The 25,331-nt window shown below is 50.1% G+C and carries 22 protein-coding genes, 1 tRNA gene and 1 pseudogene; 4 read left to right on the top strand and 20 right to left on the bottom strand.

Annotated elements, in window-relative coordinates; genetic code table 11:
• Nucleotides 1-6: 6 nt before the first annotated feature.
• The 5 genes from AC9UFE_RS00120 to AC9UFE_RS00100 all read right to left on the bottom strand — a co-directional run bounded on the left by AC9UFE_RS00120 (nt 7) and on the right by AC9UFE_RS00100 (nt 4,307).
• Nucleotides 7-1,728 carry a peptidoglycan D,D-transpeptidase FtsI family protein gene (locus tag AC9UFE_RS00120; protein WP_509544407.1) on the bottom strand — a complete coding sequence of 574 codons (1,722 nt, stop codon included), beginning with the start codon at nt 1,726-1,728 and terminating at the stop codon, nt 7-9.
• Nucleotides 1,729-1,786: 58 nt separating this feature from the next.
• The gene (gene ftsL, locus AC9UFE_RS00115) at nt 1,787-2,266 is read right to left on the bottom strand and encodes a cell division protein FtsL (RefSeq protein WP_509544404.1); all 480 of its coding nucleotides are present in this window, start codon (nt 2,264-2,266) and stop codon (nt 1,787-1,789) included.
• Complete coding sequence (gene rsmH / locus AC9UFE_RS00110) at nt 2,263-3,228, bottom strand: 16S rRNA (cytosine(1402)-N(4))-methyltransferase RsmH (protein WP_509544402.1); 966 nt, start codon at nt 3,226-3,228, stop codon at nt 2,263-2,265. The genes ftsL and rsmH overlap by 4 nt, the downstream gene beginning before the upstream one ends.
• Before the next feature lie 77 nt (nt 3,229-3,305).
• Entirely contained in the window at nt 3,306-3,737 is a 432-nt protein-coding gene (mraZ, locus tag AC9UFE_RS00105; RefSeq protein WP_509544399.1) for a division/cell wall cluster transcriptional repressor MraZ, read from the bottom strand.
• A 168-nt stretch (nt 3,738-3,905) separates the two neighbouring features.
• Nucleotides 3,906-4,307 carry a DUF3040 domain-containing protein gene (locus AC9UFE_RS00100; protein ID WP_509544396.1) on the bottom strand — a complete coding sequence of 134 codons (402 nt, stop codon included), beginning with the start codon at nt 4,305-4,307 and terminating at the stop codon, nt 3,906-3,908.
• An 18-nt stretch (nt 4,308-4,325) separates the two neighbouring features.
• Here AC9UFE_RS00100 and AC9UFE_RS00095 point away from each other — a divergent pair, with 18 nt between their 5' ends.
• Nucleotides 4,326-5,438, top strand: coding sequence for a polyprenyl synthetase family protein (locus AC9UFE_RS00095; protein ID WP_509544393.1), 1,113 nt, complete (start codon nt 4,326-4,328; stop codon nt 5,436-5,438).
• Here the strand turns inward: AC9UFE_RS00095 and AC9UFE_RS00090 are convergent.
• The gene (locus tag AC9UFE_RS00090; protein ID WP_509544390.1) at nt 5,435-5,782 is read right to left on the bottom strand and encodes an Rv2175c family DNA-binding protein; all 348 of its coding nucleotides are present in this window, start codon (nt 5,780-5,782) and stop codon (nt 5,435-5,437) included. The genes AC9UFE_RS00095 and AC9UFE_RS00090 overlap by 4 nt on opposite strands.
• 166 nt (nt 5,783-5,948) lie before the next feature.
• Between AC9UFE_RS00090 and pknB the strand changes: the two genes are divergently transcribed.
• On the top strand, nt 5,949-7,805 hold the full coding sequence (gene pknB / locus AC9UFE_RS00085) for a Stk1 family PASTA domain-containing Ser/Thr kinase (protein ID WP_509544387.1): 1,857 nt from the start codon (nt 5,949-5,951) through the stop codon (nt 7,803-7,805).
• Here pknB and AC9UFE_RS00080 read toward each other — a convergent pair.
• Genes AC9UFE_RS00080 through AC9UFE_RS00070 form a run of 3 tightly spaced genes read right to left on the bottom strand, consistent with a single transcriptional unit; the run spans nt 7,802 to nt 10,855 of the window.
• Nucleotides 7,802-9,160, bottom strand: a complete 1,359-nt coding sequence (locus tag AC9UFE_RS00080; protein ID WP_509544384.1) for a class II 3-deoxy-7-phosphoheptulonate synthase — start codon at nt 9,158-9,160, stop codon at nt 7,802-7,804. The genes pknB and AC9UFE_RS00080 overlap by 4 nt on opposite strands.
• 8 nt (nt 9,161-9,168) lie before the next feature.
• Nucleotides 9,169-9,858: a lysophospholipid acyltransferase family protein gene (locus AC9UFE_RS00075; RefSeq protein WP_509544381.1), complete on the bottom strand. Its 690-nt coding sequence runs from the start codon at nt 9,856-9,858 to the stop codon at nt 9,169-9,171.
• A 46-nt stretch (nt 9,859-9,904) separates the two neighbouring features.
• Entirely contained in the window at nt 9,905-10,855 is a 951-nt protein-coding gene (locus AC9UFE_RS00070) for an ROK family protein (protein ID WP_509544378.1), read from the bottom strand.
• A gap of 142 nt (nt 10,856-10,997) precedes the next feature.
• Here AC9UFE_RS00070 and AC9UFE_RS00065 point away from each other — a divergent pair, with 142 nt between their 5' ends.
• Nucleotides 10,998-12,830 (top strand): AMP-dependent synthetase/ligase, encoded by a 1,833-nt coding sequence (locus AC9UFE_RS00065; protein WP_509544376.1) that lies wholly within the window; start codon nt 10,998-11,000, stop codon nt 12,828-12,830.
• Here the strand turns inward: AC9UFE_RS00065 and def are convergent.
• The 3 genes from def to AC9UFE_RS00050 form a co-directional block, all read right to left on the bottom strand.
• Nucleotides 12,827-13,327 (bottom strand): peptide deformylase, encoded by a 501-nt coding sequence (gene def / locus AC9UFE_RS00060; protein ID WP_509544373.1) that lies wholly within the window; start codon nt 13,325-13,327, stop codon nt 12,827-12,829. The two genes, AC9UFE_RS00065 and def, sit on opposite strands and share 4 nt — an antisense overlap.
• Before the next feature lie 3 nt (nt 13,328-13,330).
• Nucleotides 13,331-14,548, bottom strand: coding sequence for a MinD/ParA family ATP-binding protein (locus AC9UFE_RS00055; RefSeq protein ID WP_509544371.1), 1,218 nt, complete (start codon nt 14,546-14,548; stop codon nt 13,331-13,333).
• 70 nt (nt 14,549-14,618) lie between these two features.
• Complete coding sequence (locus AC9UFE_RS00050; RefSeq protein ID WP_509544368.1) at nt 14,619-18,020, bottom strand: pyruvate carboxylase; 3,402 nt, start codon at nt 18,018-18,020, stop codon at nt 14,619-14,621.
• Between the two features lie 89 nt (nt 18,021-18,109).
• On the opposite strand from AC9UFE_RS00050, the gene AC9UFE_RS00045 reads away from it, so the two are divergent.
• Nucleotides 18,110-18,982, top strand: coding sequence for a ParA family protein (locus AC9UFE_RS00045; RefSeq protein WP_509544365.1), 873 nt, complete (start codon nt 18,110-18,112; stop codon nt 18,980-18,982).
• On the opposite strand, the gene AC9UFE_RS00040 is transcribed toward AC9UFE_RS00045, so the two are convergent.
• The 8 genes and pseudogenes from AC9UFE_RS00040 to AC9UFE_RS00005 form a co-directional block, all read right to left on the bottom strand.
• Nucleotides 18,979-19,512, bottom strand: a complete 534-nt coding sequence (locus AC9UFE_RS00040; RefSeq protein WP_509544362.1) for a MerR family transcriptional regulator — start codon at nt 19,510-19,512, stop codon at nt 18,979-18,981. The two genes, AC9UFE_RS00045 and AC9UFE_RS00040, sit on opposite strands and share 4 nt — an antisense overlap.
• Before the next feature lie 107 nt (nt 19,513-19,619).
• Nucleotides 19,620-20,321 carry a transcriptional regulator FtsR gene (ftsR, locus tag AC9UFE_RS00035; protein ID WP_509544360.1) on the bottom strand — a complete coding sequence of 234 codons (702 nt, stop codon included), beginning with the start codon at nt 20,319-20,321 and terminating at the stop codon, nt 19,620-19,622.
• Complete coding sequence (locus AC9UFE_RS00030; RefSeq protein WP_509544357.1) at nt 20,321-20,749, bottom strand: FHA domain-containing protein; 429 nt, start codon at nt 20,747-20,749, stop codon at nt 20,321-20,323. The genes ftsR and AC9UFE_RS00030 overlap by 1 nt, the downstream gene beginning before the upstream one ends.
• Before the next feature lies 1 nt (nt 20,750).
• Nucleotides 20,751-21,374 (bottom strand): CDP-alcohol phosphatidyltransferase family protein, encoded by a 624-nt coding sequence (locus tag AC9UFE_RS00025; protein WP_509544353.1) that lies wholly within the window; start codon nt 21,372-21,374, stop codon nt 20,751-20,753.
• A gap of 51 nt (nt 21,375-21,425) precedes the next feature.
• Nucleotides 21,426-21,499, bottom strand: a tRNA-Pro gene (locus AC9UFE_RS00020).
• Between the two features lie 180 nt (nt 21,500-21,679).
• Nucleotides 21,680-22,639 carry a DUF4268 domain-containing protein gene (locus tag AC9UFE_RS00015; RefSeq protein ID WP_509544351.1) on the bottom strand — a complete coding sequence of 320 codons (960 nt, stop codon included), beginning with the start codon at nt 22,637-22,639 and terminating at the stop codon, nt 21,680-21,682.
• Entirely contained in the window at nt 22,640-23,806 is a 1,167-nt protein-coding gene (locus AC9UFE_RS00010; protein ID WP_509544348.1) for an HNH endonuclease family protein, read from the bottom strand. It abuts the gene before it with no gap.
• Nucleotides 23,803-24,951 (bottom strand): annotated as a pseudogene (locus AC9UFE_RS00005) (adenine-specific methyltransferase EcoRI family protein). The gene AC9UFE_RS00010 and the pseudogene AC9UFE_RS00005 overlap by 4 nt, the downstream one beginning before the upstream one ends.
• Nucleotides 24,952-25,331 lie beyond the last annotated feature (380 nt).

The following is a 25,331-nucleotide window of genomic DNA, read 5'->3' as shown; positions in this document are numbered from 1 at the left end:
CGATACCTACCAGTTACTCGGTATTTCGGGAGACACGGTTGTGGAAGGTGACACTCGATTAGTAAGCAAAATTTGCGACAGAATCTGCTGGTAACCGACTGCTGCGGCCATGGAATTTGTGTAAACAGCCCTTGGTTTGTAGACGATCACACCCATGGCGTACTGCGGATCTTCAACCGGAGCCATTCCAAAAAACGAGGTAGCAAAATAGTCGCCATAGCCGGCGCCTTCAGGAATCTCCGCGGTGCCAGTCTTGCCAGCAGATCGATATCCAGGCACTGATGTCACCCTGCCGATTGCACCATCTTCTACAACCTTCTCAAGCATTAAAACAACATCTTGAGCAGTTTGGGCAGACACCACCTGGGTAGCGGTGGATTTAGGTATAGAAGTCAACTCACCGTTTTCGTCCTGGCAGCCTGCAACAAGGATCGGATTCAATCTGACACCGCCGTTGGCAAGTGCCTGGTAGGCGGAAGTCATCTGAACTGGTGACACCGAAAGGCCCTGACCAAAAGTTGTGGTGAAGTTAGTTACACCGTCCCAATCTTGATAGTCATTTAGCACTCCACTGGTTTCACCCTCAAACCCCACCTCGGTAGGCGTACCAAAACCAAATCGCAACATGTATTCGTGCCTGCTACTTGCCGGGACATCGCGCGCAATCATGATTGTTCCGACATTGGATGAATATCGAAGCACCCCGGCCAGAGTCAAGTTCAAAGTCTCGTGTGAAAAACTGTCACTAATAATTCTGTCGAAGACGGCGATGGAGTCTGGAGCGCTTACCTGGGTTCCCATGTTTGCAAATCCAAGGTCAATCGCGGTTGCGGCAGTGAGGGACTTCATCGTCGAGCCAGGCTCATAGGCAAACTGAAAGACTCTTGCTCCACGCTCTTGCGGCGGAGACTTTCCTGGGTCGTTTGGATCAACACTTGGCGCTTCCGCTGCTAGTACGATTCTTCCCGTCTTGACCTCAATTACAACAGCTGCGGCCCAGTCGGCTTCTAGGCGCTGAACTTCACTGGCGAGAATTTGTTGGGCTTGATATTGCAGCCCTGAGTCAATTGTCAAAACAAGATCTCTTCCAGGTATTACCTCCTGGGTTACCACCGCACTCGCAGGAATTCGGATACCGTCGACGCCGGTTTCAAAACTTTCTTGACCGTCCGTGCCGGCTAGGCAGGCATTGAACTGCCTCTCTAGACCAGCCAGTGCCTTGCCGTCGGTATCAACAAAGCCAAGTAGGTTTCCAGCCACTGCTCCGTTTGGGTAAAGACGATTTTGGTAAGCGTCTGAGAAAAGCCAGGGAACGCCAAGCTCAACAATCTTGCGGTGAGTTTCGGCGTCCACGCGCTTTTTCAAATTCACATAGTTCGAAGTGCCAGTTAATTTTGGAAGCAAAATGGCAATGTCTTCTTGCAGAATGCTTGCCAGATCGGCGGCCACAGCCTCGACGCTTACAACTTGTGGAACGCCATCAATTACTCGCTCAACCGGTCCGACCATCGAAGGGGCGGCATTGATGTCATAGCGATACACGGTTGTTGCCAGCACAGTTCCGTCGGCATCGATGATGTCTCCCCTAACTGCAGGGATTGTTCTAGTTACGGCGCGGTTTTCGTAGGAGTACTCACTGATGGCCTCTGCGCGGACAATTTGAAAATCAATTAGTCGAATAGCAAAAACAACAACAAGAATTGTTGAGACTGTAAGAAACAGTCTCATTCTTCTTGTGATGCTGGTTTGCCCCGCTCGATTCATTAGTGGAGAAACCTTTCAAAACTTATCTTGTTGGTGAAGCTGGTATCAGACCTGTTGACACAACTGGCTCCACCGGAATTGCAACCGGTTCTGCAGTGCTAGCCGGGACGGTCAGTTGGTTCATTTGAGTTGACTCAATAATCATTGCCGAGTTAGCCACTAAATTCGTGGATTGAGCACTCGCGATTGGTGCTGGCAGTGGCTGCCCCAAGACAGCTTGGTCGGCCAAACGAAGAAAAACTGGGTTGGTGTTAGGAACCATACCAAGACGGCTAGCTGTGTTTAGTAGGTTCTGGTTTGAAGCTAGCGAGGAAACTTCTTCGGAAAGAATCTGAGAGGTGGTGTCTAGCTCGCGCTTTTCTCTCTTTAGATCGGCTAGCTCATACACTGACTGCGAAGTGAGGATAGTAAGTAGCAGATGGAGTATCGAAACAGCGACGAAACCAGTCACCAGGATCATGACAACGGGTGCACTGACGCGAGATCTTCTTAGAGTGTTCATGCTACTTTCCTGATTTTTTCGGCTACCCGCAAACGCACCGAAGCAGAGCGTGGGTTTGCGGCTATTTCTTGGAGAGTGGCCTGTTCGGCACCCTTGATAACTAATTTCAAAACTGGAGCGTGCTCGGGCAGCTCGAAAGGCAGGTCAACGGGAGCCGAAGAGGTGGCGGCGCGAGCAATAGCCTGCTTCACTATGCGATCTTCAAGCGAGTGATAAGACAGAACGAGCAATCTGCCGCCGATTTCAAGCGAGTTGATGGCTGCAGGAATCGCGCTTTCCAGAATCTCCAACTCTTGATTCACAGCAATTCGAAGCGCTTGGAAGATTCGCTTGGCCGGGTGGCCAGATGACTTACCCGGGATAAAGGGAACAACGTCACTGACGATGGCAGCCAGCTGCTTGCTTGCAACAATCGAGGTCTTTTGCCTGGTGAGAACAATCTGCGCTGCAATCTTCTTGGCAAACCGCTCTTCACCGTACTCTTTGAAAATCCGGGCCAGCTCTTGTTCGCTAGCGGTAGCAATCAGATCGCTCGCTGTCTGGCCAGAAGACGAATCCATCCTCATATCAAGTGGTGCATCAAAACTGTAAGCAAAGCCGCGATCTGGGCTGTCAATTTGCATGGAGCTCACCCCGAGATCCATAAGGATTGCCGAAGCTTCAGAAAATCCATACTCAGCCAGTGCTTGCGGGATTTGCTCGTAGGTTCCATGGAAATACTTCACGCGTGATCCAAATACCTCAAGACGCTTTTGGGCAAGATCTAGCGCCACAAGGTCTCGGTCGATGCCAATCACGGTGAGCTTTTGGAACATATTCAAAAAAGCCTCAGAGTGTCCTCCGAGGCCAAGAGTGCAATCAACTAAAACTGCAGAATCGCTAGCGAGCGCAGGCGCTAGTAGTTCCAAGGTGCGAGCGAGCATCACTGGCTCGTGAAGTGATTCGAGATTCTTTTGTGTCATGAGGTGATAGGCCCCTTAGCCGCCTGATTGGTTTTGATATCGGGGAAGAAAATCAAACCCGAATCAGGCAGTCAAGGTCAAAACAGGCCTGGAATCACCTCCTCGGAGATTTCCGAGAAGTCATTTTCTTTATTGGCTAGATAATCAGCCCAGGCGGTAGCGTCCCAGATCTCTGCACGAGAGCCAACACCGATTACCACTAGTTCTTTACCAAGAGCCGCATAAGTGCGAAGTGCTGGCGGGATGGTCACTCTTCCCTGCTTGTCTGGGATCTCATCGGATGCGCCGGAAAGAAAGATTCTTAGGTAGTCGCGAGCTTGCTTGCTGGTGATCGGCGCTTGGCGAATGGTTTCGTTGATTGCCTCAAATTCTTTCGAGGAGAAAACGTACAGACAGCGGTCCTGGCCACGAGTTAGTACCAACCCAGAAGATAAGTCATCGCGGAACTTGGCGGGAAGAATGACCCGGCCCTTCTCATCCAGCTTGGGGGCGTGAGTGCCTAAAAGCATCGAGCTCCCCTTCCCCTGAAATAAGCCGCTTTTGCGATTTCCTCCACTCTACACCACTTTGACCCACTTTGTGGTCAAAAATGGCAGAAAAATCCATTTTGGGCGTGTTTGACCTTAAATGCAAAAAGACCCTCAAAATGAGGGTCAAATCGGGCTTTTTACTGGGCTTTAGTCCCCTTGCCTCTTATCCCAGCGATCTTCGAAGAAGTTACGACCTGGCTTTGGGGAGTTGGGGGTGGACGAGCCAAAACCGGCACTCATGTTCGGAAGCTGGATATTTGAGGTTGCAACGACCAAGCCGGCAAGCATGATTAGGAATCCGGCCACGCCAATTAGTGAGAACTGAATCAGAACCCCGGTTAGGAGCACCCCAAGTCCAATAACAGCCACCAGGGCCCCGGCGATTAGCTTGGCTCCAGGGTTCCCAACCCGCTTGGCCTTGGCGGCAATGCCCTTGTCGCTATCCATTAGGCCGCGCTCTAGTTCATCTAGTAGCTGCTGTTCGCGCTCTGACAAGCCCATAAGGAACTCCCAATCCGATAGCTCTCGAGCAAAGTCTAACGCAAGCAAGCTAGTTAGGCTATTGCTGTGAATGAATCCGAAAGCCTACTCAAACTAGTTCAGGAGCACCTGGACGAGTTTTGTGCCAGTCAGCTTCGAGATTTTGGTGCCATCTCCGAGGACCTGACCCCCCTTGTTGCCTATGCCCAATCCCTATTACAAGGCGGCAAGCGTTTTCGGGCCCTTTTTTGCTACTGGTCTTGGGTTGGTCACTTAGGAACCGCACCCATCCAATCAAGTGACCAGCGTGCTAGATCAGCCGAGGCCATCGTCGGAATTGCAGCTTCGCTCGAGATGTTTCAGGGAGCAGCGCTAGTTCACGATGACTTACTGGACCAGTCCGATTTGCGCAGAGGGCAGCCCGCGGTTCACAAAAAATTTGAAACGCTCCACAAAAACTCCCAGTGGGCAGGCTCCCCCGAAAGATTTGGTGTTGCTGGCTCAGTTCTGGTGGGTGACCTGATGCTTGGTTGGAGCAGCGAAATTTTTGGTAGTGCGCTACTGAATGCTCCAAGTAACGAAGTTTCTGCAGCTTGCCGAGATGAGTTCAGCCGAATGCGAGTTGAGGTCATGGCGGGTCAGTACCTCGACGTGGTGGAAGAAAACGCCGCCATCACGAGGCCCGTTGAAGACGCTGTTGGCAGAGCCAATAACGTGATTTTGTATAAGAGCGCCAAGTACTCCATAGAAGCTCCACTTCTTATTGGTGCTGCCTTTGCAGGGGCCACGCCTGATCAACTAAGACAAATCTCTGGGTTTGGTGTTCCACTGGGCATGGCTTTCCAGCTGCGCGACGATGTGCTTGGGGTATTTGGAGACTCGGCAATTACCGGAAAACCTGCCGGTGATGACCTACGAGAAGGTAAGCGCACAGTGCTTATTGGTTACACCAGAGCTTCTCTAACTGCATCGGTTGGCAAACTATTTGATGAAATGCTTTCCTCGAGAGAGCTCACCGATGAGCAGGTAGCGTTTTTGCAACAAACAATCATCGGTTCGAAAGCACTCGAGAAAGTGGAGCGAACCATTAGCGAGCTAGCCGATCAGGCTATGGAGGCCTTAGAGAGAATTGAAATGGATGGTCAGGCTAAAGCACATCTGAAGTCAATGGCTCAAAAGGTAATAAACCGCCAAGCTTAGATATCAAGCATTTGAGCAAGACGTCTAACCGGCGCCTTCTTGCCCTCAAGCAGCGATTGCAGGGGGGTCTGACCTAAAACGTCGGAGTGAGTGAAAAGCCAAGTTATTGACTCCTCGATGCTGTATCCAGAGTCGAGCAACATGATGATTGTTCCGCGAAGTGGGGCAAGCGGCTCTCCGGCGACGATTAGATCTGCTGGGATCATTAGCTGGCCATCTCTTTTGAGTGCGACCAGGCTGTATTCCTCAAGGAGACGATTGACTCGGCCCTTAGGAACGTTGAGTGCTTCGGCCGCTTGATCCACGCTCATCCAGTTCTGAACTGGATCTAGATTGTTGTTCACAGTAATAGATTGCCACACCCGAGCCCTTCACGGAATAACCAATCGGGCTGTGTGAACATAGAAAGGCTTATGAAGCCAGAAACAAGCGCAGCCAAGCCAACCAAGTTGGCATTATTTGCGCTACCGCTGATCTGCAGATACATCTCTATTAGGGCGGACAGGCCAAATGGCTGACCTATCCGGTCAGCTGATTGCTGGCCGCTATTTGGTTAAAGCCTTTATCGCATCTGGGGGTATGGCCAGCGTTTACAAAGCCCGGGACCAGGTGTTGGAGCGGGAGGTCGCGCTAAAGATAATTCACCCGCACCTGGCAACCGACAGGTCCTTCGTCGAAAAGTTTCGTCGGGAAGCCAAGATGGCGGCTTCGCTTTCGCACCCGAATCTGGTAAACGTATTTGATCAGGGAACCGATAATCAGATCACTTTTTTGGTGATGGAGTTTGTTCCTGGCATCAACTTGCGTGATGCCCTAAATGACTTTGCTGCGCTAACACCTGACCGAGCTCTGGAAATCCTAGAGCCGCTTACTTCAGGTCTAGCCGCAGCTCACTCAGCTGGAATATTGCATCGTGATCTCAAGCCAGAAAACGTTTTCCTCTCCGACAACGGAACAGTAAAGCTTGGAGACTTTGGTCTAGCTAGAGAAATCTCCTCGCAGACTCAAACGGGATCAGTAGTTGGAACCGCTGCCTACCTATCCCCCGAGCTCGTGCTGCGAGGTCAAGCTGATGCTAGAAGCGACATATATTCACTTGGAGTAATGGCCTTTGAAATGCTCACCGGCAAGCAGCCCTATGGCGGTGACCAAGCGGTTCAGATTGCCTACCAGCATGCCAATAGCAACATACCGGCGCCGTCAAGTGTGAACCCAGAAGTTCCTGAGCTGCTGGATGAAATAGTGCTTTGGGCTACCGCTCGAAATCCAAATGATCGGCCCGCAAGTGCCAAAGAGCTTCTACCGGTAATCACCCGAGCAAAATCTGATATCAAGCGCGGTCTGACAACCACGTTTGAGAATTTTGGCATAACTAGAACTACCACTGAAGAATTCATTGCCCCGGCCGGTGCAACCGAAGTGATTGGTGAATTACAACTCGAGAAGCCCTACGAGCGATCAGATGGTTTTGTAAAGCTCGCTAAAGCTAACCGAAGAAGTGGGCGCTGGGCAGTAATTCTCACCCTGCTAGCGATTGTTGCCTCCACGGGGTCAGGCTGGTGGTTCTCGACAGGCCCGGGTGGCGCGGCAATCATCCCAGAACTTGAGGGCAGATCGGTAGAGGTAGCCATCTCCGCACTCGAACCAATTGGGTTAAAGGTGATCCAACAGCAAGAGCACAGCGCACAGGTGCCAGTTGGTTTAGTTACCAGAACCGAGCCGGTTGCCGGAACCAGGGTGGCTAAGCAATCGGAGATTACTGTCTTCGTGTCTCTTGGTCCAAATCAAGTCCTGGTTCCAGAACCGCTAGGACTTGGCCTCGAAGAGGCAAAGCAGCTGTTGATATCAACCGGCCTTACCCCTGGAGCTGTGAGTTCGTTCTTTACTGCTACCGAGGCAGGCCAGGTGTTTGCCTTCTCGCAATCAACTGGAACATTGCTAGATGAAGGCAGCGTTGTGGACTTGCAAGTTTCACTTGGCCCGCTGCCTGAAGTTGCCGGCACCGACTCCGTTCAGGCTACCGAGCAACTCGAGGCCTTAGGGCTAACGGTGACCACAGTGCAGGTCTTTAGCGATGATGTTTCGGCAGGACAGGTAGTTTCTTTGGATGCTTTGCCGGACCCGCTTCCCGAGGCTTCCACACTGACAATGAACGTTTCCAAGGGACCCGAGTTTGTGACTATGCCAAACGTTGTTGGCGAGACGGTAGCAGCAGCAGAAAATGCCCTCAAGGCTATGGGTTTCTCGGTAACGGTCGACACTGATCAACTAAGAAGTAGGTTCGGGGTTGTCAAAGTCACCAGGCAAAATCCAGCTGCTTCCTCGAGAGTTCGAGTGGGAGCCCAGGTTACTATTTTTACGCGTTAGCGCTTAGCTAGTTTCTCCGAAACCAAGAAAGCTAGCTCAAGCGACTGCATGTGATTTAGTCTCGGGTCACAAAGTGATTCGTAGTGCTGCTCTAAGGTAGCCTCATCAATTTTTTCGGATCCTCCGAGGCACTCAGCAACATCGTCTCCGGTTAGCTCGATGTGCAAGCCACCCGGGAATGTTCCAAGCAACTTGTGGACATCGAAGAAGCCAGAAACCTCATCCATCACATCGTCAAAGTGACGCGACTTGTAACCATTTTTGGTAGTAATGCCATTACCGTGCATTGGGTCGGTAACCCACAACGGCTTAGCGTCAGTTGAGGTAACTGCCTGAATAAGCTCAGGTAGCTTGTCTCTGATTTGCGATGCACCCATGCGAGTTATAAAGGTAAGCCTTCCAGGCTCACGCTCTGGATCAAGTTTTTCAATTAGATCCAAAACGTCCTTTGCTTTGGTGGCAGGGCCTAGCTTCACACCAATTGGGTTTCTAAGTCTTGCCATGAAATCGATGTGAGCGCCATCAAGTTGTCTGGTTCGCTCCCCTACCCATAAAAAGTGTCCGCTGGTGCCGTAAGGATTTCCAGTACGAGAATCAATCCTGGTCAGCGGACGCTCGTAGTCAAACAATAGAGCCTCGTGGGAAACGTAGAACTCGGTGCTCTTTAGGGCATCAAAGTCAGCACCGCAGGCAGCCATGAATCTAATCGCTCGGTCAATTTCACCAGCAAGCTGCTCATAGCGTGAGTTTGCTGGGTTGTCGGTAAAGCCCTTGTTCCACTCGTGCACCGAGCGAAGGTCTGCAAAACCACCGGTAGTAAAGGCACGAATTAGATTCAGTGTCGAAGCTGACGTGTGATACGCGCGCACTAGTCGAGAAGGATCGGTTGCTCTTGACTCCGGTGTGAAATCGTAGCCATTTACCGCATCACCGCGGTAGGCAGGTAGCGTTACATCCCCACGGGTTTCGGTATCAGAAGAACGAGGCTTAGCAAACTGCCCCGACATTCTTCCCATTTTTACAACCGGTAGCGACGCTCCATACATCAGCACAACTGCCATCTGCAAAATCGTCTTCACTCGGTTACGAATGCGATCTGCTGTTGCGTCTGCGAAGGTCTCTGCGCAGTCTCCGCCTTGAAGTAAGAATGCTTTACCTTCGGCGGCCGCAGCTAACCGATTTCTAAGAGTGTCTACTTCTCCAGCGAAAACTAGCGGCGGAAGTATGGAAAGCTCCTGGCGAGCAAGTTCAAGTTGAGCCTGATCAGTCCAAACCGGTTGCTGAGCGGCAACGAGATTCTTGTAATTGTCGAGCCCGCTTAGAACCTTCGGGTCAGCTTGTATGTTTGGCTCCATAATTTATTCTAATTGGCGAGCGCTGCTCGCTTTTCCTTAACTGTCGAAGCGTACTGATCTACATATTCTTGACCACTGATTCTCATCAGCTCGTACATGATCTCATCGGCGACCGCTCGCAATACAATTCGGTCACCTTCCATCCCATCAAACCTAGAAAAATCAAGCGGCTTTCCATAAACGATTCCAACCCGGCGAACCCTAGGAAGCCTGGTTCCAATGGGTTGGACCTTCTCGGTATCAATCATGGCTACTGGAATCACAGGCACTTTAGCCTCCAGTGCCATACGGGCAATACCGGTTCTTCCGCGGTACAGCCTGCCATCTGGCGATCTGGTTCCCTCCGGGTAAATACCAAGAAGTTGGCCCTGCTCCAAAACACCAAGTCCGGTGTTCAAAGCCGCCTCCGAAGCCTTGCCGCCCGATCTATCAATTGGCAGCTGCCCTGTGGATTTGAAAAATAGTTTCACAAAAAATCCCTTGATACCTTTGCCGGTGAAGTACTCACTCTTGGCAAGAAAAACCACCGGTCTCGGGCACTGTAGCGGCAAGAAAATTGAGTCCGAGAAGGAAAGGTGGTTACTTGCCAAAATCGCAGCCCCCGAGGTCGGCACATTCTCGACTCCACGGGTCCAGGGCCTAAAGATAAAGCGCAGCAGAGGACCTAGAACGAATGTCTTCAGTATGAAATACGTCAATTCTGCCTCCCTCTCATGGGCTAAATCTCAAGTTTAGTGTTGGAACTTAGCTAAAGCTATGGCGGGCTAAGTCAGCAGCTCCGATAAGGCCCGCCTGGTTCAAAAACTTTGCCTTGACTATCTTCAGCTCGGGCCTAAAGCCCTTGGCTGGAATTGAACTTTCATAAGCCGAGCGTATTGGAGCCAGCAATTTCTCACCTACGGCGCTAACTCCCCCGCCGATAACAACTAGCTCAGGATCCAGCACGGGAACATATATTGAGCCAATTGCGGTGCCGAGGTTTTTACCAAGCTCGGAGATTAGCTCATTTGCAGCAGCATCGTTTTCAGAAATTGCCAAATATAGCTGCTCACCGGAAAGCTCACCTTTTTCGAGCATCAATTCTTTCAGCCTTGCTGCCTTGGGCTCACCCGATACCGCGAGCTCACGTGCGGCTTTAAGAAGAGCTGTACCAGAACAATAAGACTCGACGCACCCTTTTTGGCCACAGCCACAATCTTTACCTCCAGGAATTAACACCGCGTGGCCAAGCTCAGCCCCGATGCCAAAACCGCCTTTTAGTAAAACACCGTTCGAGATAATCGCCCCACCAACACCGGTACCGATTGTGAGCATGATCATGCTTTTTGAACCTAAGCCTGCACCAAAACGAAATTCTGCCCAACCGGCTGCATTGGCATCATTTTCCAACAAAACAGGAAGCTTGGTCTTAGTCTCGATGCGCTTTTTGAGGGGTTCGTTTCGCCAAGCGGCAATGTTTGGCGAGTGATACATCATTTCGCGATCGGCGCTCATAAATCCTGCCGCGGCCACCCCAACAGCAACTACTTGCTGACCGTCACCGAGCCTTGAAATCAGCGAGCCAATGGCTTCGATCATCTGGTCCGAATCATCGATTGGGCTGGGAATCTTTAGCTCGTTCAGGATGTTGCCGGCGTCATCAACTAGGGCACCGGCCATCTTCGTGCCACCGATGTCTATGCCTATTGCGTGCATTGAAAGAGCCTGTCTAGGAAGTGCAATTTTGACCAAACAAGGAGTTTAGCTGCCCAAACGACAATTCGGCAGGGTCAGTTTGTCCCCAAACAAGCTCTTATGGGTCTATAGTTATCAAAAATTGCGTTGACAGGAGCCCCGAATGAGATCCTACGAACTGCCTTCCCTGGTTGAGACTGCGTCAAATGAGAACATTACGGATCTACTGCTAAATCGGGTCCGCAAGACTCCAAATATCCCGCTGTTCGCAATCGAAAAAACCCCTGGTGTTTGGACCGATGTCAGCGCAAAAGACTTTCTGGAACAGGTAGAAGATCTAGCAAAGGGCTTCATAGCAACCGGCATACGCCCAGGCGACGCCGTTGCCATTATGAGCCGCACCCGCTACGAGTGGGCTCTAGTTGATTACGCCCTCTGGTTTGCTGGAGCAGTATCCGTACCGATCTATGAAACCAGTGCCCCAGCGCAAATTGAATGGGTGCTCTCGGACTCTGGTTCAGTTGCGCTATTTGTTGAAACCTCGGATCACCTAAGCCGATTCGAAACTATCAAGGGATCCGTGCCGTCCGTGAAACAAGTTTGGAAATTTGACGATGACCCGCTGGTCAAGCTAGTTGCCATGGGTAGAGAGGTATCCAATCAGCAGCTGGAGCAAGCTCGTAGCTCACAGAATCTTGACTCGCTAGCGACGATTATTTACACCTCCGGAACAACCGGTAAGCCAAAAGGTTGTGAGTTACTGCACCGAGGCTTTGTGGATCTTTGCAAAAACGCCATGCTGGAGCTTCCAGAAGTTGTCCAGGAAGGTAAAGCTACCGTTTTGTTCCTACCGCTGGCTCACGTATACGCAAGATTTGTGTCCCTTCTCTGCGTGCACGCAGGTATCAAGGTTGGGCACCAGCCAGATACCACCACGGTTGCCGCGTCGATGCAGTCCTTCCACCCAGACTTCTTATTGGCAGTGCCAAGAGTATTTGAGAAGGTCTATAACTCAGCTGAGCAAAAAGCAGAAGCTGGCGGTAAGGGCAAGATTTTCCGCAAGTCAGTGCAAGTGGCAATTGACTACTCAAAAGCACAAGACACCAAGGGTGGTCCATCGCTACTTTTGAAGCTCGAGCACAAAGTGTTTGACGCCCTTGTCTACAAAAAACTAAGAGCTGCAATGGGTGGCCAAGTTAAGTACGCGGTATCTGGTGGCGCACCACTTGGAGATAGATTGGGTCACTTCTTCCGATCTATCGGACTAGTTGTTCTAGAAGGCTACGGACTTACCGAAACTAGCGCCCCCGCAATGATCGGAAGACCATCTGATGCCAAGATTGGCAAGGTTGGAAGGGTTCTACCTGGTTGCGCGGTAAAAATTGCCGATGATGGCGAGATTCTTTTGAAAGGTTCGAACGTTTTGCGCGGTTACTGGAAGAATCCAGAAGCCACTAAGGCCGCAATCCAAGATGGTTGGTTCAGAACCGGAGACATTGGAGAGCTTGACGACGAGGGCTTTATCTCCATTACTGGTCGCAAGAAAGAACTAATTGTTACAGCAGGAGGCAAGAACGTTGCCCCGACCGCCTTGGAAGATCCGCTACGCGCTAGCCCAATAATTGGACAGGCAGTAGTTATTGGCGACCAAAGGCCTTTTGTTGCGGCCTTATTGTCTTTGGATCCAGAGATGATGCCGGTGTGGCTTGCAAACAACGGTCAGCCTTCTGATCTGACACTTTCTCAAGCCGCCAAAAACCCAAGGGTACTCCAGGAGCTTCAAAAAGCAGTTGATGAGGTAAACGCAACTGTCTCTAATGCGGAAGCCATCAAGAAGTTTGAGGTCATCGACAGTGAGCTTTCAGAAAAATCGGGTCACCTGACTCCTTCAATGAAGATCAAGCGCGAAGCGGTCTCGAGAGATTTCTCCCCGCTAATTGACAAGATCTACGGCGGAGCCCCAACTACTTCGGATGCGATAAATCTTCCGAGCTAGTTAGCCAAAAACCAGCTGGTTTCGCGAAGCGCTGCCATGCTGATTTTTCTAGCCTCGGAATCTAATCGATCTAGGTAAACCTTGCCCTCTAGATGGTCAATCTCGTGTTGAAAAACTTGAGCCAATAACCCTTCGGCTTCGATGTTCAGTTCCTCACCATGGATTGTTGTTCCAGAGACTTTTACCTTTGGATACCTTGGGGTCTTTGACCAAATCTCTGGAAGTGACAGGCAACCTTCGTCAACTAACTCAGGTTCACCATAAGTTTCAACGATTGCGGGGTTGATCAGATGCCCCACTACCCCGTCGACTTTATAACTAAAGGCCCTAAGGTTCACGCCGATTTGAGGGGCGGCAACTCCTGCCCGGCCTGGTAAATCGGTTGCCTGCTCTAAATCAACAACTAGCTTTCTAACTGACTCAGTGATTTCGGAAATTGGATCAGAGACTGTTCTAAGGACAGGGTCCCCAAACAGTCGAATCTGCCTATCCGCCATGAATTAGAGCGGGTTTGTGATTGAACCAACAACTTCAGAGGCTAACTCTCTAGCTGCTTCACGAGTTAGCTTGTTGAGCTCGTTGAACTTGATAACCGATCCAGCAGCTAGCGCTGGATCATAAGGAATACGAATTACCGAGCGAACCCTAGTTCTAAAGTGCTGTTCGATCTCATCTAGCTTGACCAAAAGAGTTGCTTGGGTTGCGGTGTTTAGTGCAACAACAGAGTTTCTAACTAGCTCCCCGAAGCCGTTAGCTTCTAACCAGGTAAGAGTTTCTGAAGCCAAGCGAGCTTCGTCAACAGAACCTCCGGAGACAATAACCAATGTGTTGGCACGCTGAAGTGTCGGTCTCATAACCGAGTGAACAATACCTGTTCCACAGTCAGTAATAACTACCGAGTAGTAACGAGCTGCCATGTCAGCAACCACGTTGTAATCACCCTCGTTGAAAGCTTCCGAAAGCATCGGGTCGGCATCTGATGCCAAAACGTCCAGCCTGGTTTCATCTCTTGAAACCATGTTGGAAAAATCTGCGAAACCATCAATTGAAGCTGCCCTGTTAACTACGTCTCGCACGGTGAACCTGGTTGACTTGCTAACTCGCTCTGCTAGGGTTCCACGGTCTGGGTTGGCGTCAATTGCAATAACTCGGTCTTCTCTAACCTGAGCTAGAGCCATGCCCAAAAGTGTGCTGACGGTAGTTTTTCCCACTCCACCCTTGCGGGTTAGAACTGGAATGAACTTTGTTCCACCTTCTAATAGCGCTCCGATACGAGCATCCATGGCCTTGCGGGCCTTAACTTTTGGTGAGTCTCCTAAGTTAATTAGCTTCAGGCTTGCAAAGAAAACAAAACGGCGCCAACCAGATTCTGGAGCGGCGCGGAACTTAGCTGAGGCATCAAGCAATCTGTCTGCTGTAAGCATGGCTGCTGGCTCTGGCTCGTCAAAAACCTCTCCACGCAGGCTATCGCGTCTGGAATAGCGAGCTTTGGCTTCTTCAGGCGCTTCGACAGAAGAAGCAACTGGTTCTATGTCTTTCGCGCTAGTGTCAGCGACTATTTCAATGGTCGATGTTGCAGGAGAAATATCGATTTCGCTTGGAACAATCGAGCGTTCGGAGTTTTCAATTGAACCAAAGTCTGCTGGGTCAACATTTGGTGAGTCTTCTCCAAGGCCGGCTCCGTCTTCTCCGAAACCTGTGTCACTCTTTTTTGCCAAGAAATATCTCCTAAATCACTGTTTCAAAATCAACTCTGTAATTCTAAGGCAGATGCCAAAGGTGCGCTAATTAGCCTTCAATTTCAAGGATTAGGTCGCCAGCGTCAACAGACTGAGTAGAAGAAATAGCGAGGCGCTTCACGGTTCCGACCATGCTGGCAGTTATTGTGGCCTCCATTTTCATGGCCTCGATGCTTGCAACCGGCTGACCCAATTCAACTTTGGCCCCCGCAACTGTTTTTAGGGTGACAACACCCTGAAATGGTGCAGCGACGTGACCGAGTTTAGAGGCGTCTGCCTTTTCGGAACTAACCACATCGCTAACAATCTTTCGGTCACGGACGTTAATTGGACGTAGCTGCCCATTGAGCGTTGCCATCACGGTTCTAAAGCCCTTAGCATCAGGAGTTCCAATTGCTTCAAGTCCAATAAATAATGTCAGCCCCTTGGAGAGCTCAATTACATGCTCTTTGCCCTGTTCGAGTCCATAGAAGAAATCAATGGTGTCCACTTGATCCAATGTGCCGTAGTTTTCCCGCATCTTCTTGAACTCACGGTAGGGATCAGGAAAGAGCAATCTGTTTAAGGTCGCACGTCGATCGGCACTTGTTCCTTCAAGCAGCGCCAGGTCCTCCGCCGATACTTTTGTTAGCGATAGATCGACATTTTTTCCTTTTAGAACCTTGCTCCGGAAAGGCTCTGGCCAACCGCCAGGAAGATCGCCCAAGGCTCCAGCCATGAACCCAACAACCGAATCTGGGATGTCATAGTTTTGCGGATTATTGGCAAAATCCTCCGGGTCGGCACCGACTGCAACCAAATGCAGAGCCAAATCGCCAACAACCTTCGAAGAAGGAGTGACCTTCGGTGGCCTTCCCAAAATCTTGTTGGCGGCCGCATACATGTCTTCGATCTGCTCGAATTTATCTCCGAGTCCAAGTGCAATAGCTTGCTGACGAAGGTTAGAAAGCTGTCCTCCTGGAATCTCGTGATGGTAAATGCGACCGGTAGGTGCAGGTAAGCCTGACTCAAAGGGTGCATACACTCTTCTAACTGCCTCGAAGTATGGCTCAAGCTCGGTAAAAGAAGATAGTGGAATCTGAGCATCGCGGTCTGTGTTGGCAAGAGCTGCAACCAAAGAAGATGCGGAAGGCTGCGAGGTGGTGCCACTCATTGGAGCGCTTGCAACATCAACCGCATCCACACCGGCGTCGATGGCTGCCAGAAGAGTTGCTAGTTGACCTCCCGCGGTGTCGTGGGTGTGTAGGTGAACCGGTAACTCAAACTTCTCCCGAAGTGCTGTAACGAGCAATCTGGCAGCTTCTGGGCGAAGCAGTCCCGCCATGTCTTTGATGGCAATAATGTGAGCGCCAGCGCTCACAATCTTCTCGGCCAGCTTCAGATAGTAATCCAGCGTATAGAGATCTTCTTTGGGGTCCAGTAAGTTCCCGGTGTAGCAAATGCCCACCTCTGCAATCGCGGTCTTGGTTGCCAGCACCGCTTCGATAGCAGGGCGCATTTGCTCAACATCGTTTAGCGCATCAAAGATGCGGAATATATCCACACCAGAATCAGCCGCTTCTTTCACAAAAGCATCAGTAACTGTCTCGGGGTATGGGGTGTAGCCAACGGTGTTGCGACCACGAAGTAGCATCTGAATGCAAATGTTCGGAATCGCCTTGCGTAAAGCATCCAATCTTTCCCAGGGGTCTTCGGCTAGAAATCTAAGAGCAACATCGTAGGTCGCTCCTCCCCAAGCTTCAACAGAAAGAAGTTGGGGGGTGAGTCTCGCGAGGTGAGGTGCAACCTGAACTAAATCTCTGGTTCGAACGCGCGTAGCAAGAAGTGATTGGTGAGCATCTCTAAAAGTAGTGTCAGTAATTGCAACGTGTTTTTGATTTCGAAGCTCTTTTGCAAAAGCTACCGGTCCAAGAGCCAAAAGCTTTTGCCTTGATCCATCCGGGGCTTGGGTAGTTAGGTCAACAGCTGGAAGCTTGCTGGCTGGATTGCTGTAGCCAAGTCTTGGGCCATTTGGTTGGTTGACAGTAGTTTCTGCTAACCACTGCAGCAGCTTTGTTCCACGGTCTTTAGAAGGCCTGGTGAGCATTAGCTCAGGTCGCTCATCAATGAATGCGGTACTCAGGTTTCCAGTTGCAAATGTTTCATCCTCTAAAACACCTTGCAGGAATGAAATGTTCGTGTTGACGCCGCGGATTCTAAACTCGGCAAGGCCTCTGCTAGCCCTTGCAACAGCTGCCTCAAAAGTTAAGCCCCTGGCAACGAGTTTTACCAATAATGAGTCAAAGTGTGGCGAAACTTCAGAGCCGGCCGAAACAGTTCCACCATCTAGTCGAATACCGGCTCCTCCTGGGGATCGGTAGGTGGTTATCTTTCCGGTGTCAGGTCTAAAGTTTGCTGAAGGATCTTCGGTTGTAATGCGGCACTGAATCGCAAAGCCTCGCATCGAAATGGTTTCTTGGGATAGTCCCATGTCCTTGAGGCTCTGGCCCGATGCAATTCTCATCTGAGACTGCACTAGGTCGATATCTGTAATTTCTTCGGTGACGGTGTGCTCCACCTGAATCCTGGGGTTCATCTCAATAAAGACGTGCTTTCCCGTGTTTGGCCCCTTGGTTTCAACCAGGAACTCAACCGTTCCAGCGTTCTGGTAGCCAAGCTCCTTGGCGAAGTTGACCGCGTCCTTGTAAAGCTGCTTACGAAGCGCCTGGTCGATGTTTGGGGCAGGAGCTATCTCGACTACCTTCTGATTACGGCGCTGAATAGAGCAGTCGCGCTCGAATAGGTGCACGACGTTACCTTGGCTGTCAGCCAAGATTTGAACCTCGATGTGACGAGGTCGAAGTACTGCTTGCTCAAGAAAAACCCTCGGATCACCAAAGGCGCTTTGCGCCTCCCTCGAAGCTTGATCAATCGCCTCAGCCAGATCCTTAGGATCTTCGACGCGGCGCATTCCGCGCCCGCCACCGCCAGCTACCGCCTTTACAAAAAGTGGAAAGCCGATTTTCTCGGAAGCTTTGATCAGCTCTTTTGGATTCTCTGAGGATCCAGAGGATTGCAAAACTGGTACACCAGCTCTGGTTGCTGCGGCAATTGCGTTTACCTTGTTGCCAGCTAACTCCAGCACCTCGGAGCTTGGGCCGATGAAAGTAATTCCATTTTCACGAGCAGCTTGGGCTAGTTCTGGATTCTCAGATAAAAATCCATAGCCCGGGTAAATAGCATCTGCGCCACACTCTTTGGCAACCCGAATAATTTCAGCAACGTTTAGGTAAGCACCTACCGGATGTCCCTTTTCGCCAATTTGATATGCCTCGTCCGCTTTTTGGCGATGGGTTGAATTGCGGTCTTCATATGGAAAAACCGCCACCGTCTTGGCGCCAAGTTCATAGGCAGCTCGAAAGGCGCGAACAGCGATTTCGCCTCGATTTGCTACCAGAATCTTGGTAAACATGGTCTTCCTCTGTGGGCCAGAAAAAGCCCGTTTTGCTTAAATACATTAACTCAATAAAAAGGTAGCCTATTTGGGTGCATGTACTTAGCGTGAGTTCCCTAAAGGGCGGTGTCGGAAAAACAACCGTTGCCCTAGGTCTTGCCTCCGCAGCACTCTCAAGAGGATTGCGAGCCCTGGTGGTTGATCTAGACCCTCAGTCTGATGCCACCACAGCCCTCGGGGCTACCAGGGAAATGAAATTATCTTGTGCCGAGGTACTAAAGCTTCCTAAGCACGCCACCGTTATCAAAGCTATCGTGGCAAGCGACTGGGAGTCACCTTCTGTTGGTGTGGTGGATCTTCTTCCAGGAAGTCCTAAGGTGGTCGAGTTCGACAGCCCAACACCGACAAAACGAGATCTGTGGAGACTGGAAGAAGCACTTAGCCGAGTGGAATCTGAATACGATCTAGTCATCGTAGACACCCCGCCGTCTTTGAATGGACTAACCCAGCTCGCCTGGACGGCAAGCGATCGGGTTTTGATTGTGGCGGAGCCTTCAATTTTTTCTGTTTTAGCAGCAGATCGTGCCATCCGTGCCATCACGGAGATCAGCAAGCAAACCGCGGGTCGCTTGCAAACGCTCGGTGTGCTTATCAATCGCTACGTTCCAGCATCCAAAGAACACCAGTTCCGGCTAGCAGAACTCGAGCAGCTTTTTGGTTCAGACTTACTTTCTGTTTCCATCGAGGAGCACTCCGCTATCCAACAAGCCCAAGGTGCTGCCAGGCCAATTCATAGCTGGCCGGGTGATGTAGCAGTCAAGACCGGCAAGTCTTTCGAGTTGGTGCTAGATAAGTTATTCCAGTCACAAAACCTAGATTCGAGCAAGCGTTCCTCAAAGCGCAATACCAGGGTTCTCAAGGGTGCCAAGATTCGTCGCGGAGCTATTCAGACCGTACTTGATTTAGTAGACGAGCCCTAAACAGCTTTCCTGCTGGCTCTTCTGGCCGCTAATTCATCCATGTCATCGAGGTGCAAGGTCTGTATGTTCACAAGCGATGCCTCAACCTCGCGAAGCACTATTCCAACCGCAATTCCAAACACACCCTGACCACGGCCAAGTAAGTCAATAACCTCATCTTGTGAGGTGCATAGATAAACTCTGGCTCCATCGCTCATCAATGTGATACGAGCTAGGTCATTCATGCCTTGTGCGCGCAATTGCTCGACTGCAATTCGAATTTGCTGCAGCGATACACCGGTGTCAAGCAATCTCTTAACAAGCTTTAGAACCAAAATGTCACGGAAAGCATAAAGTCTTTGTGAACCGGAGCCGGTTGCAGAGCGAACAGAAGGCTGAACTAATGCAGTTCTGTCCCAGTAATCCAACTGGCGGTAGCTAATGCCGCTAGCGGAAGCTGCGGCGGTTCCGCGGTAACCCACTTTTGGGTCCTGCGAGATCATGCCGTCGGTAAACAACATATCGTTATTGAAACCGTCGTTTTCAGACATCGCCTAACCTTTCTGTGCTGGTTGAATGTTTCAATTCTCCCGCTTTAGTGTCAGCAAGGCCAGTTAATCGGTAAGGGCGGCGTGTCGAGCGCCAAATTAAGGGGTTTTTACTTGTCGATCTTAGAGATGACGGACTTGATTAGCTCAGATCTAATGGTCGCGAACTGGTTCTCTATTTCCTGGGCATAGTGGGTCGCCCTGGACTTGCTAGCCGCCTCGTTCTTGGAAAGTACGGGAGCTACGACACCCTCAATAATTCCAATCTCGCGATCGGCAGAGGCCTTTAATCCTCTTAAGTGACGGGGTGAAATACCAAAGCGCTGCAGGTGGACAATCGCACGAGCAATCTCCATGTCAGCACTTTCAAAGGGTTCTTTGTTGATCAACATAAGCGTCTGAGCCTCTTGCAACAAGCCTGCGCTGATTCCAGTTTCGCTCATGAGCGCAACCTTGGTGAGCTTGATTGGGTTTTTTGGCTGAAGCTTCGCAACCGATGCCTGAACCTGAGGAAGGTTTGGGGTCTTGCCTGAGTCAAGCTGCTCTAGGTAATCGCGAATTACTCGTAGCGGAAGATACTGATCTCTCTGAAGTTCAAGAATTACTCTGGTGCGCTGAACATCTTGTTCGGAAAATTTTCTGTAGCCGGCAGGTGTGCGCTGGGGTTCGATAAGACCCTGCTCTTCCAAAAATCTCAACTTGGAAGGAGATAGGTCTGGAAATTCGCGATTTAAAATTGCAAGCACCTGGCCGATGGTAAGCAATCTTCCAGAGGAAGAGATTGCTCTCACATTGGATTGGGCTTGAGCCATTAGCTAGTTCCTACTGCCTTCGATTGGTAAAAAGTAAATCTAAATTTTCCAATTTGAATTTCAGCACCCTCTTCTAGAAGGGCACTTTCTATTCGCACCCCATCGTAGTAGATGCCGTTTAGCGATGCCAAATCCTGAACTTGGAAAGAATTGCCGTGACGGCGGAACTCAGCATGACGTCTCGAGACCGTCACGTCGTCCAAAAAGATTGCCGAATCGGGGTGCCGGCCCACGGTAGTGACGTCGGCATCGAGCAAGAATCTTGATCCAGAATTTGGGCCCTGGCGGACAACCAATAGCGCATTGCCTCTAGGAAGGGCCCCCACAGCAGCTGCGTGCTCAGGGTTTAGATCAGGATTATCCTCATTGAGCCATTCGGAATTGAAGCGTAGGGTTTTCTCGACTTCATCGCGTCTTTCGCTGTCCATCTCAAGCTCCCCTTTTGTTCTTAATTAGATTAGTGGAAATACCACGGTCCTCTCGCCAGAGCAAAATCAGGTGCCAGAGGTAAACAAACCCCGACCACCAATAGAGTGCTACCCCCCATAGAGCAAAAGCCCAGGCCAAGGGAAGCAGTATGAACTGGGTCTCAACGAAGATCTTGCCCATCAACAAGAGCGGAAATGAGTACAAAAGCGCAAAGGTGCTGGCTTTACCGAGGTAGTGAACTGGCAAGGTTGCATATCCCAAAGACGCCAAAGCTGGCAGTGAAATCAGCATCAAAACATCTCTGCCTATTACCAGAGCAGCTAGCCACCAAGGGATGTTTCCTGTTACCGAAAGGGCAAGCAAGGTAGCAAATATGTATAGTCGGTCAGCCACCGGGTCTAGAACTTTACCCAGCTTGGTCATTTGATTGAGCTTGCGAGCTAGGTATCCATCTAAGAAATCGGTAATACCTGCAACCATCAGCACAAAAATGGCCCACAAGTACATCTCATCAAGTAGCAACCACAAAAACACCGGCACAAGAGCTATCCGCAGAAAGCTAAGCAGGTTCGGAATGTTCAGAACCTCACCCTTGAGGAAGCTGGATTTCCTGGCTGTCGGCATAGCTTGATTGTATTGGATTAGCTCAATTGGCTAAGAACTAACATTTGGCGGTCGGGCTAGCGGGATTTGAACCCACGACCCCTTGACCCCCAGTCAAGTGCGCTACCAAGCTGCGCTATAGCCCGCTGTAAGCAAAATTCTACTGCCTGTACTCACAAGGAGAAACGGGGGTTAGATATGGATGATTACCAAATCTGACCTCGGAAGTTATGGAATCATGAGCTGGTTATGGCACAAAAATGTGGCACAGCAATAAAAGTGACTGGGGTACCTAGTCCACTCTTCTTGGTTGGTACTCAAAGAAACTAAGTTGTTCGCTTCAATGCCTGTAAGTGAACCTCTAGAGCAGACCTGAGCCTCGTCTGCGTGTCAATGAACCAATCGATTGCTTGGTCCCAGGAGTTCTGATTCATGAAATCACCTGGAGCGGAAACACGAACACTGCAGTGTTTGTTACCCTCTGGGAAGTGCCAGATTAACTGACCACCGAATGACTTCTCAATTTCATCAGCGTGTTCTTGAAGGTAGCTAAATCTTTGAGAATTAAGGTCAACATCGCTAGACACGAGAGAGAGCTCGGACTTCATCTCCTTTCCAGTAAATGCAATAACGAATGAAGCTTCCTGAAGCCTTGCTGACATGGGAAGCCAATTCTGCGCGCGACCCCTCCGTGAAGAGGTCCAGGTGGGCCTGATTTCGGAAACTCGCGTCAAGAAACGCGTGAAGAATTCAATCTGAAGTTGCCCACGCTCACCAGAAATTGCAGCAGATGCGCTTGCCCTAGTCTCTTTTGTGAACTCATTGGGCTGTGCAACTACCTTGAAGAGTGGGGCAGGGACTGAGTCGCCAATCTGGACAGCACTAACCTCCACGGCATAGAAATTAATGTCTTCGGTAGTTCCAGCGTTCAGCCACTGAATCGCTGATATGTATTCGTCTCGAAAGGTGCTGGCAATCCAAACAACATACTTGGCGTCCGTGCCACCAGCATACGTTAGAAGTTGACCGAAATGAGTGTGGTCACTGGTTCCTAGTTGGTTTTCAATAATTACTCTGTCTTGAGTTCCTGAGATGGCACCTATCAAATCAAGAGAGAACTTTCCAACTGGATATTCGGCTTGAATCAACTCAAGGTCCAGGCCGAGAGCAGCGGACAACTCCCCAGCGTTATTAAGTAGCCAAGGCGTAAAGTCTCGGGCCTCGTTCTTCCACACATCTTTAATGTCTACGGTCTTCAGCGAACCAAGCTTTGGTGGGGCCGCCATTTATTTGTTTCCCTTCGAGCGGTTGTGTGTCTTGCATAGCATCTGGCAGTTCTCTGGGCTCGTTGCCCCACCCTTGCTCCAGGGAGATACATGGTCAGCATCCATCTCTTCAAACTTCCAAAGCTTAGCCTTGTTGGCTTCATGACCTTCGGCGCATAGAGGGCAGTTAGATTCACCTTTGGCTTCGGCGGCTTTAGTCTGCTTAGCGTAGGTGGACTTCTTGGTTGGCTCGTCGAAGATGCGAATATCCAGGAGCTTGAAGTCTTTGGAATCCCCCAGGACAAACTCCCAAATACCTTTGCGATTCTTCACGTAGCCGTCTCCGTAGAGGGCCTGGACTTTCTTGGAAAGCTCATCGGGGCTATAAGGAGTGGTGTGATACTGCTCGTAAAGCCTTCCCCACTCGATGCCCTTCATTTCAGACTCGACATCTTTGAAGATTGTTGAAACCCAATCAATCACCGTATTGAAGCAAGTCTTTACCTCATTGATGTTGGTGTCGTTTCTATGAGCGGACATGTATCCGCCGATGTTGTCTTGGCCCTTGCTAACCCATTCCAGGGCTCGTTCCCAGAAGTCTTGGCGAATAGCGCTACCTGAAACGTAAGAGCCCCACTTAGCAATGTTGGCATTCTGGCTATTGCTGAACTCGGCTTTACCAGCGGTCGTGAATGGACCAGAGTAAACAGCGTTTAGCAGCTCTTGCTCGTTTAGAGGAACACCAACGGTGTTGATGGTCTTGAACCACTCTTTGATTTCGGTCTCGGTTCCTTCGCATTCATAAACAAGAATCTCGGAGTTCAGAATCTTCTCTTGCTTGTCTTTTGCTAGACCTGTGAAGTATTGCTCCATACCGTTTTCGTCCTTGATGGCGAACTTGCCAGTGATGAAGCGGCCAAAGCTTGTAATTCTCTGCTGTCCATCCAGAACCTCTAATGTGTCGGCTGTTGGCTTGTTGAAGTAAATGAGGCCCAAGGGGTAACCTTTGAGGAGTGAGGTGATGACTGCCACATCCCTCTTACCATCCGCATAGATGTAGTTTCTCTGGTACTCAGGTTGGATAGTGAGCTTTCCTGCTAACCCATAGAGGCCCTTGCCTTCGAGCTCGTTATACACAAACCCTTCAGAGATTGCCTGGACCGAGTAGTTCTTTAGGGATGTTTTCATTTGTTTGCTTTCTTGTGGCGGATTAGTATTCGCTGATACGGAACAACAACTTTCTCCCCGACTCGGTAAACCAGATTGTTCCATTTGGAATTGATTTGACCTTTATTCCCCTGTGCATAATAGTCATCTACAAACTTTTGACCTATTGGTCTGATTCCGAGCTCATTGGCCATCGTTTGTCCATTCCCAATAATTTCAAACTGGTCTGGGTTGTATTTGCTGAGAAAGCTAATCGGTACCCCCATAACCCCTGAGTAATCGCTAGGTATTGCTTCGGTTCTAGGAACCTCAATTGCTTCATAGTTTTCGTACTTTAGGTATCCAGAATCTCTTATGCCTTGGTGTCTACTGAACTTGATGTTCTATGCCTCTGTCATTAGAGCTAACGGTTCGTGTCGCCGTCCATGGTCAAAAGTTGAAAACCAAACGACATTTCGGAACTTTAGAAGCCCCGTGCTCTCGTCAAATACACCTGAGGCATAGTCTCTCGAAGTTGGAGAGGAAAAGAATGCGTTTCCATTGCTAAAACCATTGCCTAACCACATCTTGTTGTCTTTGATTAATGGAAAAACTTCCTTGTAAGTTATTGCATTCATGTTGCCGATAATTACAAAGTCTTTGTCAGCCTCCACTACCCAAGTTAGAAACTCCCTGAAAAGGGAAAAAGGTGGGTTTGTGATAATGACATCTGCTTCGTTCCGAAGCCTCATTATTTCGTCACTCCTAAAGTCGCCGTCACCCTGAAGATAGGTCCACTCCAAATCCTCGACGTTTATAACCCCGTCGCCTGTCTTGTCCTTGGTTAGCGTGAAAATCTTCCCGTTGGCCTGTGTCTTGGCAGCGTCGAACTTCTCGTTTTCCATCTCAAACAGGGTCGGCTGATACGGTACCTCGGGAGGCTTGCTGTTTGGAGCGTAGCTTGTGCTAATAAGCTTTTTGAGACCTAAGTCTTGAAACTTTTGAGCAAAAAACTTGGTGAAATTAGACCATTCTGGGTCATCGCAAGGGAGCAAGACTGTTTTGCCTTTGAACACATCTGGGTCGTATTCCAGGTAGGCGTTTATCTCTTTTTCGATGTCGTGATATTGGGTATAGAACTCGTCGTTCTTCGCTCTTTTAGCATTACCCAGGTTTTCGTTAGCCACTGGTCACCTCCCCCATAACTATCGTTCAGTATCCAAGTTTAGGCGTGGGGGGCGACTCTAGATATCTCCAGAGGCCATATATGCCTCGTACAGGGCCTTTCGTTGCTTCTAGTGTGATTGCCTTAATCAGTTCCTATGAGGGCGTCCTGATATATGTCAGCCCCCGCTGGGATATGACTGGTGACTAAGCCTTGGCGACTTCCTTAGTTGCAGTCGGTCCGTCACGATAGATTCAAGTAATACAGAATTAGGAGGTTTACTTGCCACACAAGACAGAGACTTCGCTCACTGGTGCCGCTGGTGAGCATCTAGTTTTATCTAGGTTGCTATCTAGGGGAATTTTGGCAGCCCACGCTCCTCGGGGTGCCAGAAAGGCTGAT

Origin of the sequence: Rhodoluna sp. (assembly GCF_044239955.1) — a bacterium.
Taxonomy (GTDB): Bacteria; Actinomycetota; Actinomycetes; order Actinomycetales; family Microbacteriaceae; genus Rhodoluna.
The sequence above is the reverse complement of the archived record's forward strand: the minus strand, read 5'-3'. Positions and strand labels throughout refer to the sequence as shown.

Coding starts and splice junctions, on each gene's coding strand:
- AC9UFE_RS00120 (WP_509544407.1), bottom strand. CDS start 1,728: ATGAGACTGTTTCTTACAGTCTCAACAATTCTTGTTGTTGTTTTTGCT.
- ftsL (WP_509544404.1), bottom strand. CDS start 2,266: ATGAACACTCTAAGAAGATCTCGCGTCAGTGCACCCGTTGTCATGATC.
- rsmH (WP_509544402.1), bottom strand. CDS start 3,228: ATGACACAAAAGAATCTCGAATCACTTCACGAGCCAGTGATGCTCGCT.
- mraZ (WP_509544399.1), bottom strand. CDS start 3,737: ATGCTTTTAGGCACTCACGCCCCCAAGCTGGATGAGAAGGGCCGGGTC.
- pknB (WP_509544387.1), top strand. CDS start 5,949: ATGGCTGACCTATCCGGTCAGCTGATTGCTGGCCGCTATTTGGTTAAA.
- AC9UFE_RS00080 (WP_509544384.1), bottom strand. CDS start 9,160: ATGGAGCCAAACATACAAGCTGACCCGAAGGTTCTAAGCGGGCTCGAC.
- AC9UFE_RS00070 (WP_509544378.1), bottom strand. CDS start 10,855: ATGCACGCAATAGGCATAGACATCGGTGGCACGAAGATGGCCGGTGCC.
- AC9UFE_RS00065 (WP_509544376.1), top strand. CDS start 10,998: ATGAGATCCTACGAACTGCCTTCCCTGGTTGAGACTGCGTCAAATGAG.
- def (WP_509544373.1), bottom strand. CDS start 13,327: ATGGCGGATAGGCAGATTCGACTGTTTGGGGACCCTGTCCTTAGAACA.
- AC9UFE_RS00050 (WP_509544368.1), bottom strand. CDS start 18,020: ATGTTTACCAAGATTCTGGTAGCAAATCGAGGCGAAATCGCTGTTCGC.
- AC9UFE_RS00040 (WP_509544362.1), bottom strand. CDS start 19,512: ATGTCTGAAAACGACGGTTTCAATAACGATATGTTGTTTACCGACGGC.
- ftsR (WP_509544360.1), bottom strand. CDS start 20,321: ATGGCTCAAGCCCAATCCAATGTGAGAGCAATCTCTTCCTCTGGAAGA.
- AC9UFE_RS00030 (WP_509544357.1), bottom strand. CDS start 20,749: ATGGACAGCGAAAGACGCGATGAAGTCGAGAAAACCCTACGCTTCAAT.
- AC9UFE_RS00025 (WP_509544353.1), bottom strand. CDS start 21,374: ATGCCGACAGCCAGGAAATCCAGCTTCCTCAAGGGTGAGGTTCTGAAC.
- AC9UFE_RS00015 (WP_509544351.1), bottom strand. CDS start 22,639: ATGGCGGCCCCACCAAAGCTTGGTTCGCTGAAGACCGTAGACATTAAA.
- AC9UFE_RS00010 (WP_509544348.1), bottom strand. CDS start 23,806: ATGAAAACATCCCTAAAGAACTACTCGGTCCAGGCAATCTCTGAAGGG.